Genomic DNA, 16,468 nt, shown 5'->3' with positions numbered 1-16,468 from the left:
ATGCCTACAAATCGCAAGCCCAATAGATTGATCAAAGAGAAGTCTCCTTACTTGCTCCAACACGCTTACAATCCCATCAATTGGTATACATGGTGTGACGAAGCATTCGAAAAAGCAAAACGTGAGGACAAACCTATTCTCCTTTCTATTGGGTATGGGTAGTTAAGCGAACATGTCATTGGTGCCACGTCATGGCCCACGAAAGCTTTGAAGACGAGGAAGTCGCCGAGCTCCTGAATGAGAAATACGTCGCCATTAAAGTCGATCGCGAGGAGCGGCCTGATGTCGATTCGATTTATATGACGATCTGCCAGATGATGACGGGGCAGGGCGGGTGGCCGCTGAATGTGTTTTTGACGCCTGAGCAAAAGCCGTTTTATGCGGGGACGTACTTTCCGAAGACGAGCCGCTTCAACCGCCCGGGGTTTGTCGAGGTGCTGAGGCAGCTGTCAAATACGTTTGAGAAAAAACGGGATTATGTCGAAGATATCGCTGAAAAGGCGTCCAACAACCTGAAAATCAAAGCGAAAAGCGATGCCGGCGAAGCGCTTGGTGAGGATATCCTGAAACGCACGTACCAGCAGCTGATGAACAGTTTTGACACGATATACGGCGGCTTTGGCAGCGCGCCGAAGTTCCCGATCCCTCACATGCTGACCTTTCTGCTCCGCTACCATCAATACAGCGGAGAGGAAAACGCCTTGTACAGCGTGACGAAAACGCTCGACAGCATGGCGAACGGGGGCATCTACGATCATATCGGCTACGGGTTTGCCCGCTATTCGACCGATCAGGAATGGCTCGTCCCCCATTTTGAGAAAATGCTCTATGACAATGCGTTGCTGCTGATCGCTTATACAGAAGCCTATCAGGTAACGAAACGCAAACGGTATAAACGGATTTCCGAGCAGATCATCGCGTTTATCCGCCGTGAGATGACAGACGGCAGAGGCGCTTTTTACTCTGCGCTTGACGCTGACACAGAGGGTGTTGAAGGAAAATATTACATATGGTCAAAAGACGAAATTGAAGAAACGCTCGGCGATGAGCTCGGCACGCTGTACTGCGCCGTCTATGATATAACGGACGAGGGGAATTTCGAAGGGCACAATATTCCGAATTTGATCTATGCGAACCTTGAAAAGGTAAAGGAAGAGTTCTCGTTGACAGAAGCTGAACTGGGAGACAAGCTGGAAGAAGCGAGACAAAAGCTCTTCGAAAAACGCCAAGAATGGATATATCCCCATGTCGACGATAAGGTACTGACATCGTGGAATGCTTTAATGATCGCCGGTCTCGCTAAAGCGGCGAAGGTGTTCGATGCCCCTGAATACTTGGAAATGGCGCGGACTGCGATGTCATTTATCGAAGACGAATTAATCAAGGACGGGCGCGTTATGGTGCGCTACCGCGACGGCGAAGTGAAAAATAAAGGGTTTATCGATGATTACGCGTTTTTGTTGTGGGCATATCTCGAATTATACGAAGCGTCGCTGAACCTCGACGATTTGCGAAAAGCGAAGGATTTAGCGGAAAAGATGATCGGGCTGTTCTGGGATGAAGATCACGGCGGTTTTTACTTCACGGGAAGCGACGCCGAGGCGTTAATCGTCCGCGATAAAGAAGTGTACGACGGTGCTTTGCCTTCCGGAAACGGCGTTGCCGCCGTCCAGCTGTTTCGACTCGGACGACTGACGGGCGACTTGCCATTGATCGATCGTGTATCCGGCATGTTTTCGGCGTTTCACGGGGACGTATCTGCTTACCCAAGCGGACATACGAACTTTCTTCAAAGTTTACTGAGCGATGTGATGCCGCAAAAAGAAATTGTTATCCTGGGTAAACGCGATGATCCTGGCCGGAAAAGGATCGTTAAGGCATTGCAGCAGGCCTTTCAGCCGACCTACGCCGTCCTGGCCGCTGAGTCTCCGGACGATTTTAAAGGGGTTGCCGACTTTGCGGCGGATTACAAAGCGATCGATGCCAAAACGACCGTCTATATTTGCGAAAACTTCGCCTGCCAGCAGCCGACGGCAGACATTGATGAAGCGCTGAAACGGCTTCTGTCCGTTTCATAAACGATGATAGCGGGAATAGCACCTGAAAGTTCACCAAAACTTTCAGAAAGGGGTTATGACCATGAAGAAAAACGTGGTGTCAGTGCTCACCGTTTCCGCAGTTGTCGGTGTCGCCTCTTATATGCTTAAGGACCAGGCCAACAGGCAAAAACTGAAGGAATGCTTGCAGAATATGAAGGCAAAACTGCCGTCTTTGCCGCAAAAGCAAGATACGGCGTCATTCCCGGTCGAAAAGGCGGGGCATCCGCACCCGCATGATATTGAAGACAACAAAATGGTCTCTGAAGGCTCGATGTATCCGGTTCAATATTACGATCAAAAGAAAAAATAACCATGGGAGAAGCTGCCGCGGCGTGCGGCAGCTTTTCTTAATGCCTCTCCCAAAAATTCCAGGCGATTGCCGAACGGATCATTGACATAAAATCTTGCCGCTCCTTCTAACGGTTTGCCCTCCGTTATTTGTACACCGTGTTGTTTTAATGGTGTCGGTTACGCTAAACGCCGGATGCGCTTTCAATGCAGGGATAAAAGGTTTTTAAATGCCGATGTGAAGCTCTTGCGGGCCGCACTGAAACCAAACAACTCCGCGTTTTTTCAAGTTCTCCGGCTTTGGAATCTCCCGCATCCCTAATACGTTCGGGAAAAGTTGTCTGCATTCGTTCTCGCTGTCCTTGGGAGCTGCAATTTGCACATGGTCGATACCTGAAAACATCGAATCCCCTCTTTTCATTTTTGAATATCACAAAAAAACTGCCACAGAATGGCAGCTTTAAATGTTATGCTCAAAGCAATAATGGTTGACCAGCTCCTCAATCAAATCGTGCTCGGGAAACTCGCCGGAAAATTCGAATCGGATTTCCTCGACAAACCGTCCGCGCCAGTATACATGGATCGCCCCGTTCTGTCTTGTCACGCTGAACTCGGGCTCAAACGTATAGCCGTTCCGCTCGATCGCACCCATTTCGTCTCGCCCGCCTTTCAAAACAGCAATTCGTATACTTCATTTAACTCTCTCGTCCGCTTGTGATCTTGTTCATTCCGTGCATATGTCAGTTCATGTTCGAGCACTTCGTTCAAAAAAGCGGCTTCCCGCTCGTCCAAGTGCCTGACAAACTCTTCTTCGTTTTCGTACTGCCGGGAGACGATTTTTTTGTAAATCTTCTGGCCCATGTCGTGTTCAAGATGGTTTGACAATGACTCCCGCAAATACCCCAATGTTGTATCCATGCTTTGATCTCCTTTTTACCCTATAGGTTGAGTGAATTCGTCCTTATTCATGCACTGTTTCTGAAAGTTTTTTAAACACACTCGTCTCAAGGAATGAGGGCTTTATTCACTCTCCATCAAACCGGCTTCCTTACAAAGCTCAACAAGCTGGTGCACGCCGTAAAACTGCCGGCGATTGCGCTGATGAATGCTTTCCAGCGCACGTTCGGTGACTTGCTTTGCCTTTTCAATGCTTTGGTGTTCAACAGCCTGCACGATTTCCTTCATATTCTCCAAAAAATAGACGGTTCGTCTCAATGTGCGGATCAATAAAATTTGCCTGATATGCACCGGTGTGAAAAGCCGGTAGCCATTTTCGGGGTCTCTCTCGGGAGTGATCAGGCCTTCTTTTTCCCATTGGCGGATGGCTGACGTCTGTACGTTCGTGAGGGCGGCTGCTTCCCCGATCGTCATGCGGCGTTTCATCTTGTGGCCCGGGACAATCGGAAGCTCGGGATCCCGCAATATGGCAAGCGTTTGATCGGCGACGGCTTTTTCCTCATGCAAATCGGCTTGCTCCTTATTCACAAACCAGAAGGCCGCATCAATATCACCGTTTTGAATATGACGCAACACCTTGCATGTAACGCTTACGCCAAATGCAGGAAACATGGCGCGAAGACAGCGGAAATAAGCCAAATGCAGGGCGGTATAAAGGCGGTAGCCGTTTTCGGCCCGCTCAGGTGCGGGAACGGCGCCCCATGATTCGTAATGGCGCAAAGCGCTCGTGCTGATGTTCAGCTTCCTGGCAATCTCAATCGGTTTGTAATAACGCATCTCCCATCCTCCCCATCGGTTTCAGTCGACCTTCACTATACCAGTCAGGTCCTCTTCCAGACAAACATTAGAGAAAAATCTTAAAGTGCTGAGATAATCTCCATATTAATAAAAATCAGCGATTTCATCCAGACCTTACCACTTGCATCAAGCTTGTAAAATAGATGGTGTAAGACATGAATTCGAAAATAAAGGAGGCCGACATGAAGATTTTTCATGAAGTACCGAATCCGCGGGAGGATCTAGAATTAAGAAACTGTGCAAAAGATGAGGATACCGTCAAAACGGCTTTAGAGCGCACAATTTTTTCAGCGGTCATCAGAGACGATCGCTCAGAGTTCATCGGCATAGGCAGAATCATCGGCGATGGCGGGTGCTTTTTCCAAATCGGTTGATGTGGCCGTCAAACCGTCTGAACAGGATGAAGAAGTAAAGCACATGATCATGGACGAAATCATGAATTTTCTCCGGCAGAACACTCCCCCGGGCGCCGAAGTGCTGATGATGGCCGACGTCCCGTCGATCCCTTTTTATCAGAAATTTGGATTTCAATATACCTATCCAAAGTCAATCAGCCTGTCAAAAACGATTTAGCAAAAAACCCCATAATTGATTGGGTGCTTTGAGAAAACCATGAAGAACTTTGGCACTTGCATGCATAGTTATTACCTCAGGGAAAATGTAAAAGGCTGTCGAGATTTTCTCGACAGCCGAAACACCTGTAAAGGGGGTTTTTTTATTTCTGATCCAAAGTCTGTGTCTCAACAGAAGCACGCTTTCCGATTCCGAACGCATAATAGCTGACTGTCACGAGAGCAAGGAAGACAACCCCTACGATCAGGGAGACCCGCGTGTCATCGTTAAACCACATGCCGACTAATACCATGAGCAGGAAGGCAATCGTCAAATAGTTCGTCAAAGGGGCGAAAGGCATTTTAAACGGATGTTTGCCGATTTCGGCCCCTTTTGCCTTTCTGAATCCGATGTGGCTGAACAGGATGACAAACCATGGGATCATCCCTGGAAGAACGCTCGCGCTGTATACGTACACAAAGATATTAGGCGGTGCAATGTAGTTTAAGACGACACCGATGACCAAGCCGATCAGGACGGCGATTGTCCCGTAGAACGGCACACCGTTTCTGGAAATCTTCTTAAAGAATGCCGGCGCCTGTCCGTTCACTCCGAGCGTATAAAGCATGCGCCCCGCGCTGAAAATCCCGCTGTTGCAGCCTGACATCGCCGCAGTAATGACAACGAAGTTAATGATGCCGGCCGCCGCCGTAATCCCGACTTTTGCAAAAGTCGATACAAACGGGCTGCCGATCGAATTCAGCTCATTCCAAGGATAAACCGTGACAATCACGAAAATAGCTCCGATATAAAAGATTAAGATGCGCCAAATAATGCTTTGAATCGCGCTTCTTAACGTGTTCTGCGGATCTTTTGCTTCCCCGGCCGTAATCCCGATCAGTTCAACGCCTTGATAAGCTGCGATTACAAGAGACAGCGCAAAGAAAAATCCTGAAAATCCGCCGGTAAAGAAGCCGCCGTGTGACCAAAGGTTGGACAATCCGATGGCGTGTCCGCCATTTCCGAGCCCGAAGAAAATAATCCCGAGACCCGCCACGATCATCAAAACAATCGTCACAATCTTAATCATTGCAAACCAAAACTCAAATTCCCCAAACGATTTGACAGAGATGAGGTTTGCCCCTCCAAGAATCGCCATTGCGATAATTCCCGGCACCCAAGCGGGCAGATCCGGAAACCAGTACTGCATGTACTCCCCGACGGCGATAATCTCGCTCATCCCGACAATCACCCATTGAAACCAATTGCTCCATGCGGTCATATAACCGGCCAGCGGATGGATATATTTATGGCCGAATGTCGCAAAAGAACCCGTGCTTGGCTCCACATACAGCATCTCTCCCATTGCACGCATGATAAAAAAGATAAAGATTCCGCATATTGCATAAGCAAGCAGGACAGACGGCCCCGTCCACTTAATCGTGCTGGAAGAACCCATAAATAAGCCGACACCGATTGTACCGCCGAGCGCGATCATTTGAATATGACGCGCCCCAAGACCTCTCTTCAATTCCTTGTTCACCACTTCTTTTCCTCCTCTAACACGGCTGATCAAATCTATTTCAGACGAAGTAGTAATAACAATCTGACAATTCCGATTTATAATATACGCCAAATTACTTATTTCATCATAATAAACTTCTCTGGAAAATACAATTGTTTTTTTCAGGAGAACACATTTTAATCTATTAAATGATTAAAAAACAATTATTTCAATATAAAGAAAATTAAGATATTTTAAAAAGGGTAGAAAAAACGGAACGCAGGAAGGCGTTCCCCTCTCATTCTAAGAAAAACACTTCAGGTTTAAAATGTCGTACAGCTCATCTAGTTTTTGAATTTGATAGGTTGGAGCAATGCCGGTGTCGTTCGCTTTCATGCCGGGGTTCAGCCAGCATGTATCAAGCCCGGCGAGCCCGCCGCCTTTGATATCGGCCGTCAAGGAATCCCCGATGATCAACCCGTGTTCTGTTGAAAACTCGGGAATCCTTGCAAACACATAGTCAAAGAATTCCTTCATCGGCTTTTGATAGCCGGTGTCCTCGGATACAAAAATCCCCTTAAACAGCGGATACATTCCTGAATCCCGCAAACGCCTGTGCTGTGTCTTTGAAACGCCGTTCGTCACAATATACAGATCATAGCGGGTATGCAGCTTTGTGATCAATTCCAAAGCCCCGTCCAACAGCTGATGGCCTTCCTCCAGAAAGCTGCGGTACCTCTTCTCCAGCAAAGCTCCGTCCGCCTCACGGCCATATTCGCTGAATAAACGGGAAAAGCGGGTATTGACCACTTCGTCACGACCAATCTTTCCTTCTTCAAACGCCCTCCACAGACCTTGGTTGATTCGCTTATAGTCGGCTTCGATTTCCTTTGTCAGCGGAAGGTCCTGTTCCTCGAAAAGCAGGCGCAATGCCATACTTTCAGCCGCGCGGAAATCTAAAAGTGTATCATCGACGTCGAAAAATAATGTTCGATATGTTTTCACAAATATGCCTCCGTTTTTTAATCATTAGATGTCTCCAAGTCTTCAAGTTCCTTCTTCAGGGCGCTTTCTGTTTCAGCTTTCTCCCGTTCCGTTTGCCTGTCAAAGACAAGCTGTTCGATAAATTCCCAAATATCCTCCAGCCTGCGCTTCACCTGATAAAACCGCAATGCATGACGGTTTATTTGAAAACCCACATGAACCAGACGGTAGACGCGCAAAAACTCTTGAAAATACGGCTGTTCCGCAAAAAACATCAGATCTGCTTCAACAGGAGCCAGTTTCAGCCCTTCCCAGTCGATCAACACCAATTCCCTCCCGGTTTTCATTAGATTCCAGTTGTGAAGATCGGTGTGGCATAAAGCCAACTTCAGATCGGCGTTTTTCAAATGGTGTGAAAGCTCTTCGACCGTCTCTATCGCGCGGCGTATTGATTTGGTATGCGGACCAATCAGTTCTGCGGCTCCACCGGGAAGCCCTTCACTCAGCAACGATCTCATCTGCCGGACAAATGGAACATCAAAGTTTTCCTTTATCCCGCCTGTATCAACCGGGATGTTTTCTCCATACGAATGAAGTGTTGCAATGATTTGTGCAAGTTTTTCAATCTCTTCCTTATAGAGCGGCCTGTCGCCGATCGTTTCTCCGTCAATGTATTCATACAAAAGGTAGATCCCATGGTCATCCTCGCATTTGTAGGCGCCGTCCTTCGTTAAGACCGGAACAGGAACGCTCCCTTTTAAGCGGACAGGATGGTTGAGCCACTGAACAATCGGAGCGTAGACATCGATAAGAGCCGTTAATTTCGCGGTCGAAGCCCTTTTTTTATCATAAGCCTTTAAAAAGTAATCCGCACCGCCGCCGGCCGCCTTATAAGCAAGAGCCGACCATCCGCCTTGCTGCGGGGAAACGGCGGTACTGTCTATACCATAATAAACGTTCAACACGTTCTTGACGTCAAACATCCCGTTCTCCTCCAAGAAAACTGCACCCCTTTATGAGGCCAGGGGTGCAGCCGCGTATTAATAAATCTCTTTCGCGTCAGGCTTCAGCTGCCGGACATGCTTCAAGTACTGCCTGACCTTGGCGGCGTCAGCATGAGGATACTCATATCCCAGGTGTTCCGCCACTTCAATCGCAGTCTTTTCAAATAACTCGGTCGATGTAAACAAAGCGTTCCACACATCGTCATAGTCTCCGTGAGGATACGTCGCCAATAGCCTGTTCCACGTCCCTTCATCAACATAACGCTTCAGAAACTTGGCGTTCTTTCCGATGCTGAGCGAAAAATCGGTTTCGATGCCGACCTTCCATTCGAGCATTTTCAAAAGCATCGCCCTGACAAGAACCAAATGGTCGATCGCATAAAGAATTTCCTGCCTCCACAAGCCTTTCGCCACATATGCCGAAGTCCACCAGCATTCATTGCAGCAGTCTGCAAAGGCTTGTTCGGACGGCCGGTTCACCCAATACTCTTCATCCGTCGGCGGCGGAATCGCAGGCAAGGCGCCATCCTTATCCAACAAGATAACGGTCAAACCGTCTTCACGGCAATATTCATCCTTCTCTTCCAAAGGAATAAGCATTAAGTCAATCCGGTTGCCGTCGGTAAACAGCATCATATAAGTAAAACGGTCGCCGAGCTCATTCGGAAACAGTTCCATGTCTTCCGGCGTCTGCATGATGATCCGCTCTCCAAAGACATCGATCCAATCCGGATCATCGAAAAAAGACTGCATATCTGTCACAAGATACGCAATATCATAATCCCGAAAAGGATCCTTGGGAACATTCGGATTCGTCCGCGACCCATTCATCCCGACCGCTCTGACTCTGTCATCTTCCTTGGCGACCTTAAGCACCAAATCCATGATTTCTTGTTCTGAACGCATATACTAAAACCTCCTGTTATGTGATTGTTTTCCCAACCCACACGTGTCAGGAGGTCCCCTAATGCAAGGTTATATAAAATGCTCCAAACATGTCATTGAAACATCCTCCTTTTTAAGCTTGTTTAAGGTGATCGTCGAGGCGTTCAAACTGTGAAGCAACACCCTGAATAACGCCCATATCCATGACTTGCTGCAGCGCCTCTTTAGACGCAAATTGAGAACGCATTATGAGCTTCGTCTTATTTTCCTCTTCAAAAAACTCAATCTTCACCAAAGTCTCCGGCATTCCGGGAGCTGCATTCCCTTCCTCATCCGAAAACACATCAACGTACACAACCCTTTCAGGCGCCGAGATATCCTGATAAACAGCCTTTCCCCAGGACACCTGTCCAAAATAGTCCCCCCTGGTTCTCATCAATCCACCGCATCCCATAATGCCAAACGCCGTTCGGTTGAAACGCAAACTTACGATTTTCGGTTTTCCAGCCTTTAGGCCCCCACCAGCTTTCCAGCTGCCCACCTTCTGAAAAAGCCTTAAACACCAGATCCCGCGGGGCATTGAAAAGCCGTTCTAAGACGAGGCTTCTTCCTTCTATTTTCACTTTCAAGTTGTTTGCTGTTTTGTCCGACATAATATCCCCCTGAAAAAGTGAATGTTTATGAAACAATAACAAGGCAAGAAAAAACATGAAGAATATATGTAATCGCTTTCTCCGGAAGTGTTAAACATTTCTTCATAAATTAAATATAACGAAAAAGGTTTTTTTCGCCAACATAAGAAACCTCTATAGATGATTTTGATCTATAGAGATTATGCTTAACATGCGTCTCTTTAAACATCACACGACAATGATTCTGCTATCCCTCGGCACTGAAAATAATCGCAAAACTGTTTAATGCCTTAAACGAGAACATTCTAATCAAAATTAAAATTTGCAGGAGTTACTTTTTTAAAGAACAATATCCCATCATATTGCTGAACCGGCTTAAAAGAAATACTCAAGCCTCCTCCCTCAAAAGCCTTCCACTTATTTTCCCCCCACCTTGATGTGCATGGTATAAAAAAATTTTGGTGGGGGGAATTGCTGAGGAGCCATTCCAAATGCTTCTTGTTGACTTTTTTTATAGGATGATCGCCCCCTTGGTGATCCCCCATTCTGCCCTCTCCTGCATAAAAACCAATAACAAAGCTGTCCTCTTTCATGAATGGTGGAAGGTTTTCTACAAATGACCGATATGGAGAAAACCGATTTGCACTGCTCTGTTTTTTGATGTGAAGGTTGTGAGCCCATATGATAAATTTCTCATCAGGATAAACATGCTGAGATAAAAATTCAAGATTCTTCGCCATTAATTCATCTCGATACTCGAACAATTTGGAAAAACCTTTTGTAAAATTCGCTTTAAAATAATTTATTCTGTTTTTCATCGTCTGTAACACGACATCACGAATCATGGCAGAGGGAAAAGTCTGTTTCTTAAGCCCCTTCATCAGTTCTTGGCCCATGCCTTCAATCTCTTCTACTGTTTTCCTAAAACGTCTTTTCAATATGTAATCTTTATCTAGCATCTCATTTGTGCGCGTATCAAATTCTACATACATCTTCCTGAGGTCCCCTGTCAAATGCGAACGCATGTAGGAGGAAAAGTGCTTATCCATGCTCTGCTGAACATCAACGCCTGTTAAATGCAAAGGCTGCCGCTGTTGGGTTTCCTTCATATACTCAAACAAATCGAGCATAAATTCGTTTTGCCAAACTTTCCCGATGGAACCGGACATAAATTCTTTGGAACCGAGTTCTTCTGAAAGGTAATTTCCTATGGTGCAATCTCCCAGTTCACTTTCAAAAGCAAGAATACGAAATCCTAATTCCTGATGCAGATATTTGATCAAACTTGCCTTCGCCTCAATGTATTCTTTGACGCAATGGCTGCTTTCTCCGAGAAATACAAATCTTTTATTTCCCAATATCTCTTTTAAAAAGTCAAATTTATAACCATCAACCCCTCCAATATTAATCGATTCATCTCTTACTTCATCAAATAAATCATTCACTGTTTAAGCCCCCTCCCACAATTGCTTGGTCATTGTTTGAATTGTACAGCTCGGTGTAAAACCCTTGATTACGAATCAATTGTAAATGGTTGCCCATCTCTTGAATCTCTCCGTCTTTTAGTACTAATATGAGATCTGCATCCTTAATAGTACTCAGCCTGTGAGCTATGACGATGCGCGTGCACTTTAATTCATTTAAATGTTGTTCTATGACCTTTTCATTTAAGTTATCAAGGGAACTTGTTGCTTCGTCCAGCAATAATATTGAAGGTCTTTGTAATAAAGCCCGCGCCAGCATGATTCTCTGTTTTTGACCGCCTGAAATATTCATCGACATTTCTGATACGGGAGTGTGGTAACCCATTGGCATTTCCATAATCTCGTCGTGTATTTGTGCAATTTTAGCTGCCGTAACAACTTTATCCATAGAAGGATTCTGATCATAAACAGATATGTTATGAAGAATAGATTTATTAAAAAGAGTCGCATCTTGTGGTACGACACCAATATTTCTACGCAGCCATTGCTTGTCTAAGTCGAATAAATTGATTCCATCATAAAAAATTTTGCCGGCAGTAGGTTCATATAAACCAAGCAGCATACGTGCCAAAGTACTTTTGCCAGAACCTGAGGGACCAACGATAGCGACTTTTTGTCCAGCTTTTATTTCCACACTAATATGTTTAAGCACAGGTTTACTATACTGGGTATATGAAAAGCTTACATTTTCCAGTTTGATATTTCCAGTTAATTCTTTTGGTTTAATTGAGTTTTTTGGTGTTTTTTCCACTGGGGCTTCCAACACATCGTTAATTCTTTGCAAATAAGTGTCCATTGTGATCATGCTTTTTGCTGTATCAACTAAAGAAGAAATCAAACCAAAAAATATTCCTGTCATTGAGTAGAACGCCACCATTGAGCCGGTGGTTATGTTTCCAAGTTGAACCTGGTGCAATGACAATCCTAAAATAATCAAAGGCGCAGCCAGCTCTAAACTGACTATGTACGAATTTATAGTATTAGAAAAATATTCATTTTTTTTGAATGCATACAATACCTTTTTAAACAAATGTTCCCATTGATGTAAAACTTGCTTTTCAACTCCGGCCATTTTAATTCCAAAAATTCCATAGAGCGTTTCTACCTGAACGTCCTGGAATTTGGACTGTTCAGAGAGTTCTTCTTCAGCACGTTGTTTAAGTGCATTTTGAGTAAAGGTCAACAATAATATGTTTACTATACCAAAGACAACCACCCAACCTGCTAACCATGGCGAAATCATCGCCATGTATCCCAGTATAATAAGAACGAGAGTTGAATCTAATACACTCATGATCGTCTGCTGAGAAAAAAGCTCTCGTATCATAATATGGGAGTTGGCTCGATAAACAATTTCGCCAAATGACCTTAACTGAAAATATTGAAACGGCAGATGAATTAAATGTCTAAAAAACCTGCTCATCAATCTCCAATCCAGATGCAACCTTAAATTAGTTAAAAAGCGGCCCCGCAAATAAGAAATAATCCCCTTAAATATAACCAAACCAAAAATACTAATAAAAAAAACGGTTAGAAATTCGTAATGATTCGGAATGGCAATTTCATCTATTGCAATCTTAGTTATAATTGGCATAGAAACAGTCAACAATTGAATGGACAGAGACCACACCAAAATAGAAAAAAGTAATTTTGGTTTTTCCAAAGTTATTTTTAAATAGGGAAGCCATACACTTTTAGGTTTTACTTGCTTAAAGTTTTCATTAGGTTCAAGGGTTAGATAATAACCTGAAAAATGTTCAAGAAATTCCTCTTCTGAATACGTGCATCGTCCTATTGCGGGATCAAGCACATGGTAGCCCTTTTTGTTTATTTTATCCAATACAACGTAGTGGAAATGATCCCAATATACAATAACTGGTGAAGTAATCGAACTGATACGATCAGCTTTTAAAACATTTGCAGAAAATCCAATCCCGGAGGCCGTATTGGACAGAGCGAAGAGAGTAACTCCGTCGCGCCCGCCGCCCAGTCTTTCTTTTAATTCATGAAAACCCACATGGCTTTTATAATAAGACACTATCATGGTTAGGCAACATAAAGCACAATCAGTTTGAGCAATTTGCCTTTTAAGCGGCACTCTTATTCTGGTTTTCAATTATAGCCCCCCCCTGTTCATTTGAAGGGTTAATATTGAAGGAACCTTTTCCGGGAAAGCAAGCCTTAATAAACCATAGCCTATACCTGCTTGTCCAAGCATTAAACCTAGATTTTTGACACCTGAAACAGTCCCAAACCTTGCATTCCCTTTGGTAATGCTACAGGCGACATCGCTGCCAATTTGTAATGCTGTTTCTTTTAAATTTTCACTTTTGAATTTATTCGCTGCCAAAAGAAGTAAATCTAAATTTCCTAAATCCCCATGGCATAAGCTGTGAGTTATACCAAATCCACTTTTTAATGTTTGATTGACTGCCGCATCAATTTCATTCAGCAACTCAACATTATTCGTATAATCGCTCATCATAATTCGGCTCATTCCAATTCCAGCCGCTCCGTGGCACCACATGGAATTTCCATAACGCCCGGTATCTTCCCGCAAATCCAACCAGTTCTTTTCCTTTTTATTAAATAAGGATTTTTCATAATCCATAGAATCCATGAATGCTTTTTTGAAATCCACATTTTTTGTAAACTTATATAATGCCATTAGGGCCCATGTAAATCCCGAAGAACCGTGAGAAAGTCCTGAAAGAGGCTTGTCAAGCTGATTTGAACGCCATCCGGCACCATTCATTTGCTGCTCCTTTTTGTTCACAAGCAGCTCCCCGCACCTATTCGCAATATCCAATAAATAAGGCTCGCCTGTTTTTTTATAAAGGTGTATACATACTATGATCAGGCCGGCAGAACCTCCTAAATAATCAAGCGATTGATCTTCTTCTATTGAGCCTATCACTCTATTCAGCATTTTTTTTGCTTGTGTTAAATAATCTTGGCAATGGAAAATAAAAGAGAAATTACTTAGTACATATGCGTATGCTCCATAACCGTAAAAAGCCGATAACGGAAATTCTAATGAATAGTTTTCCGCGTAATTTAAGGCTGAATTCAATGCTTTGTCAGCGATATTCTTATAGTCCTCTTTCTTAGTAACATGATATAAGTTTGCATAGAACAGCCCTATTCCAAGCAAGCCATCATATAAATCAAATTCAAGCGGACTAAAAGCTAGTTGATCATTATAATTTTGATTGATCCCCAGCCATGTAACATCATCTTTCTTTCCGAAGATGGCGTGGTTTTTCATCTCATCGCCTATTTTTTCTGCAACTTCTAAAAATTGTTCTGGAGAATAGCCTGTTGTTTGATCATGAAAAGCATAGATTTTGTTGTTCGTGTTGTTATAGGAGTCAGTATGATGCGGATATTGGGCGGCGAGAGAGTTTTGTATAAATTCGATTTGCATTTCCATATCACTTTTATTCAACGAATTTGCTTTTTTCATTAAACAGTCAAAATTCGACATTTCAAAAAAATTGCTTTTCACTTTACCCAATGGATGATACAAATCAACTGAATCGGCATGACAATAAAAATAAGGAATATCTCCTTTTATGATATCTCTGCATTCATACATGATGACATCTTGATGTACCGGCCGGCTTTTCCCGCCAACCCATAGAAAATTGATAAGCCGTTCTCTGCTGTATCCATCTCTTAAGTAATCCGGGTGATAACTCGAGTCTAAAAAGGTAGAATAAACTTGTGTACTTCTTAAAATGACCCTTACCCGATCATTTTTAAAGCGGCTCAACGGACTGTTTGAAGACAATAGCTCTTTTTTATGGCGAAGAAATAATGAATAGATATCCCGAAAACCTTTCATAATTTCAGAAGAAAACTGTGAAGCGGATACCACTTTCTCACTTTCAAGAAAAGGCTTATTTTTACTGCCTTCCGAAAGAGCCTCAACCTTAACTAACTTGATCTCATCTGTTTGAATATTTTCCAAAGTAAAAGTATTTTGTCCTGTCGGCTGACCTTCATCTCCGCCAAGGCCGCTAATATCAAACCCTAATATGCTGGATTTAATATATGTAACAGGTAGCATCCCAGTAGCTAATACTGAGTCTATCAACTTATTGAATGCAATATTATATGCTGAAGATTCGTCCTGCAAATCTTTTGCCGTATTTTGCACTAATCCTTCAAGATCAATCAATACAGGATGTTCCCCGCATGCAATTAAATTTTCAAAATGAAAGTCGGTTGCATTAAGCAAATATAGTATTGCGATATATTCACCTTGCCTTTCATAAAAACGGGAAATTTCACTATTGGATTGACAGGGTTTATATTCTACATACTCCTGCCACCCATAATCGTTTTTATTTATAATTTTTAATGTTCTTAAAGGCCTGCAGCCTTTCTTCTTATTTATCCAATGCAAAAGCTCCTGAAAGTGTAAATCAACTGAGAGGGACCTAGGTTTATAAACGATTTTTTTATTTGATTCAAAATGAAACACCATGACACTTCTGCCATCGTTATGGGAATCGCCTAATTGCAAAGATAAAGAGGCCAGCTTGTCTTCCCCTTGAAAATCGAATTTTTCAAATATTACTTTCCTGTCATTTAAAAAACGCATAACAGCTTCTGTAATGCTGTCTATATGATTTAATATAAATTCGCACAAAACTCTTGTTAGGACAGGATATTGACAAAGTATTTCGAGCCTTTTTTCCTTGGTTGACAACAAATGGTTTACGTAATATTCATATCGTTCCCCGGGGTTTTCTCCTTCAAGTCTTCCTTTCTCTCTTTCTTCATTTATATCTTGTATTAAAGCTCTAATGCTTAAATATGCTACATGTTCTTGTATATTCGCCATGATATTCTTTTTTAAATTTGCGATATCGCAAATCATAGACAAATCATATTGTTTGCATAGCAGGTCTAATTTAGATTCCAAGTAATCAAGAGACAGCTTTAAAAAATCCGGATAGAAGGATTGAAATTCACTGGACATATTTTCTTCATCTGAATAAGACTTAACATCTTCTTCATGATCCAAATACTGTTGCCATAGATGAACCCATTCGCTTGACTTTTCATTTAAAAGCAGCTCGTTAACGGGAGTATCGGCATCGGTCTTTTTTCTTCTTTCTGAAGGATAGAATGATTTGCTTTGAACGGTTTCTTTAATGTCAAAATCAAATATTTTTCCCATAAAACCAACCCCTTCTTAAAAAAATTCACTGGCCAAATAGAGAGTTATTTCTAACTCTCTATATTGGCAGTGAGAAGAGAAAATATTCTG

15 protein-coding genes and 2 pseudogenes are annotated in these 16,468 nt (G+C 43.2%); 4 read left to right on the top strand and 13 right to left on the bottom strand.

What is annotated here, in order from left to right; translation table 11 throughout:
- Positions 1-2,078 (top strand): annotated as a pseudogene (locus AB447_RS00140) (thioredoxin domain-containing protein).
- 55 nt (positions 2,079-2,133) lie between these two features.
- Complete coding sequence (locus tag AB447_RS00135; protein WP_096891968.1) at positions 2,134-2,409, top strand: hypothetical protein; 276 nt, start codon at positions 2,134-2,136, stop codon at positions 2,407-2,409.
- Here AB447_RS00135 and AB447_RS00130 read toward each other — a convergent pair.
- The 4 genes and pseudogenes from AB447_RS00130 to AB447_RS00115 form a co-directional block, all read right to left on the bottom strand.
- Positions 2,394-2,808: pseudogene (locus AB447_RS00130) on the bottom strand (VOC family protein). The gene AB447_RS00135 and the pseudogene AB447_RS00130 overlap by 16 nt on opposite strands.
- Positions 2,809-2,847: 39 nt before the next feature.
- Positions 2,848-3,039 (bottom strand): YbxH family protein, encoded by a 192-nt coding sequence (locus tag AB447_RS00125; RefSeq protein WP_048352817.1) that lies wholly within the window; start codon positions 3,037-3,039, stop codon positions 2,848-2,850.
- A gap of 17 nt (positions 3,040-3,056) precedes the next feature.
- Complete coding sequence (locus AB447_RS00120) at positions 3,057-3,305, bottom strand: sigma-G-dependent sporulation-specific acid-soluble spore protein CsgA (protein ID WP_048352816.1); 249 nt, start codon at positions 3,303-3,305, stop codon at positions 3,057-3,059.
- Between the two features lie 102 nt (positions 3,306-3,407).
- Entirely contained in the window at positions 3,408-4,121 is a 714-nt protein-coding gene (locus AB447_RS00115; RefSeq protein WP_048352815.1) for a TioE family transcriptional regulator, read from the bottom strand.
- 203 nt (positions 4,122-4,324) lie between these two features.
- Between AB447_RS00115 and AB447_RS00110 the strand changes: the two genes are divergently transcribed.
- Together AB447_RS00110 and AB447_RS00105 are read left to right on the top strand one after the other, a co-directional pair.
- On the top strand, positions 4,325-4,516 hold the full coding sequence (locus AB447_RS00110) for a hypothetical protein (RefSeq protein ID WP_053071180.1): 192 nt from the start codon (positions 4,325-4,327) through the stop codon (positions 4,514-4,516).
- Positions 4,488-4,715, top strand: a complete 228-nt coding sequence (locus tag AB447_RS00105; protein WP_156183561.1) for a GNAT family N-acetyltransferase — start codon at positions 4,488-4,490, stop codon at positions 4,713-4,715. The genes AB447_RS00110 and AB447_RS00105 overlap by 29 nt, the downstream gene beginning before the upstream one ends.
- A 142-nt stretch (positions 4,716-4,857) precedes the next feature.
- Here the strand turns inward: AB447_RS00105 and AB447_RS00100 are convergent, their stop codons facing one another.
- The 9 genes from AB447_RS00100 to AB447_RS00065 all read right to left on the bottom strand — a co-directional run bounded on the left by AB447_RS00100 (position 4,858) and on the right by AB447_RS00065 (position 16,378).
- Positions 4,858-6,240 (bottom strand): amino acid permease, encoded by a 1,383-nt coding sequence (locus tag AB447_RS00100; protein WP_048352814.1) that lies wholly within the window; start codon positions 6,238-6,240, stop codon positions 4,858-4,860.
- A 261-nt stretch (positions 6,241-6,501) separates the two neighbouring features.
- Positions 6,502-7,203 (bottom strand): YjjG family noncanonical pyrimidine nucleotidase, encoded by a 702-nt coding sequence (locus AB447_RS00095; RefSeq protein WP_048352813.1) that lies wholly within the window; start codon positions 7,201-7,203, stop codon positions 6,502-6,504.
- Positions 7,204-7,220: 17 nt separating this feature from the next.
- A complete protein-coding gene (locus AB447_RS00090; protein WP_048352812.1) occupies positions 7,221-8,165 on the bottom strand; it encodes an aminoglycoside phosphotransferase family protein in 945 nt (314 codons plus the stop codon).
- Positions 8,166-8,222: 57 nt separating this feature from the next.
- Entirely contained in the window at positions 8,223-9,092 is an 870-nt protein-coding gene (locus tag AB447_RS00085) for an aminoglycoside 6-adenylyltransferase (RefSeq protein ID WP_048352811.1), read from the bottom strand.
- Positions 9,093-9,204: 112 nt separating this feature from the next.
- Positions 9,205-9,507 carry an SRPBCC family protein gene (locus tag AB447_RS27365; RefSeq protein ID WP_326076165.1) on the bottom strand — a complete coding sequence of 101 codons (303 nt, stop codon included), beginning with the start codon at positions 9,505-9,507 and terminating at the stop codon, positions 9,205-9,207.
- Complete coding sequence (locus AB447_RS27360) at positions 9,434-9,724, bottom strand: SRPBCC domain-containing protein (RefSeq protein WP_326076124.1); 291 nt, start codon at positions 9,722-9,724, stop codon at positions 9,434-9,436. The genes AB447_RS27365 and AB447_RS27360 overlap by 74 nt, the downstream gene beginning before the upstream one ends.
- Before the next feature lie 284 nt (positions 9,725-10,008).
- The gene (locus tag AB447_RS00075) at positions 10,009-11,148 is read right to left on the bottom strand and encodes an erythromycin esterase family protein (protein WP_048352810.1); all 1,140 of its coding nucleotides are present in this window, start codon (positions 11,146-11,148) and stop codon (positions 10,009-10,011) included.
- The gene (locus AB447_RS00070) at positions 11,141-13,303 is read right to left on the bottom strand and encodes a peptidase domain-containing ABC transporter (RefSeq protein ID WP_048352809.1); all 2,163 of its coding nucleotides are present in this window, start codon (positions 13,301-13,303) and stop codon (positions 11,141-11,143) included. The genes AB447_RS00075 and AB447_RS00070 overlap by 8 nt, the downstream gene beginning before the upstream one ends.
- A complete protein-coding gene (locus AB447_RS00065; RefSeq protein ID WP_057957381.1) occupies positions 13,304-16,378 on the bottom strand; it encodes a type 2 lanthipeptide synthetase LanM family protein in 3,075 nt (1,024 codons plus the stop codon).
- Positions 16,379-16,468 lie beyond the last annotated feature (90 nt).

This window comes from Bacillus glycinifermentans (assembly GCF_001042475.2).
GTDB lineage: Bacteria > Bacillota > Bacilli > Bacillales > Bacillaceae > Bacillus > Bacillus glycinifermentans.
Note: the sequence above shows the minus strand (reverse complement) of the source record. Positions and strands in the feature narration are given on the sequence as shown.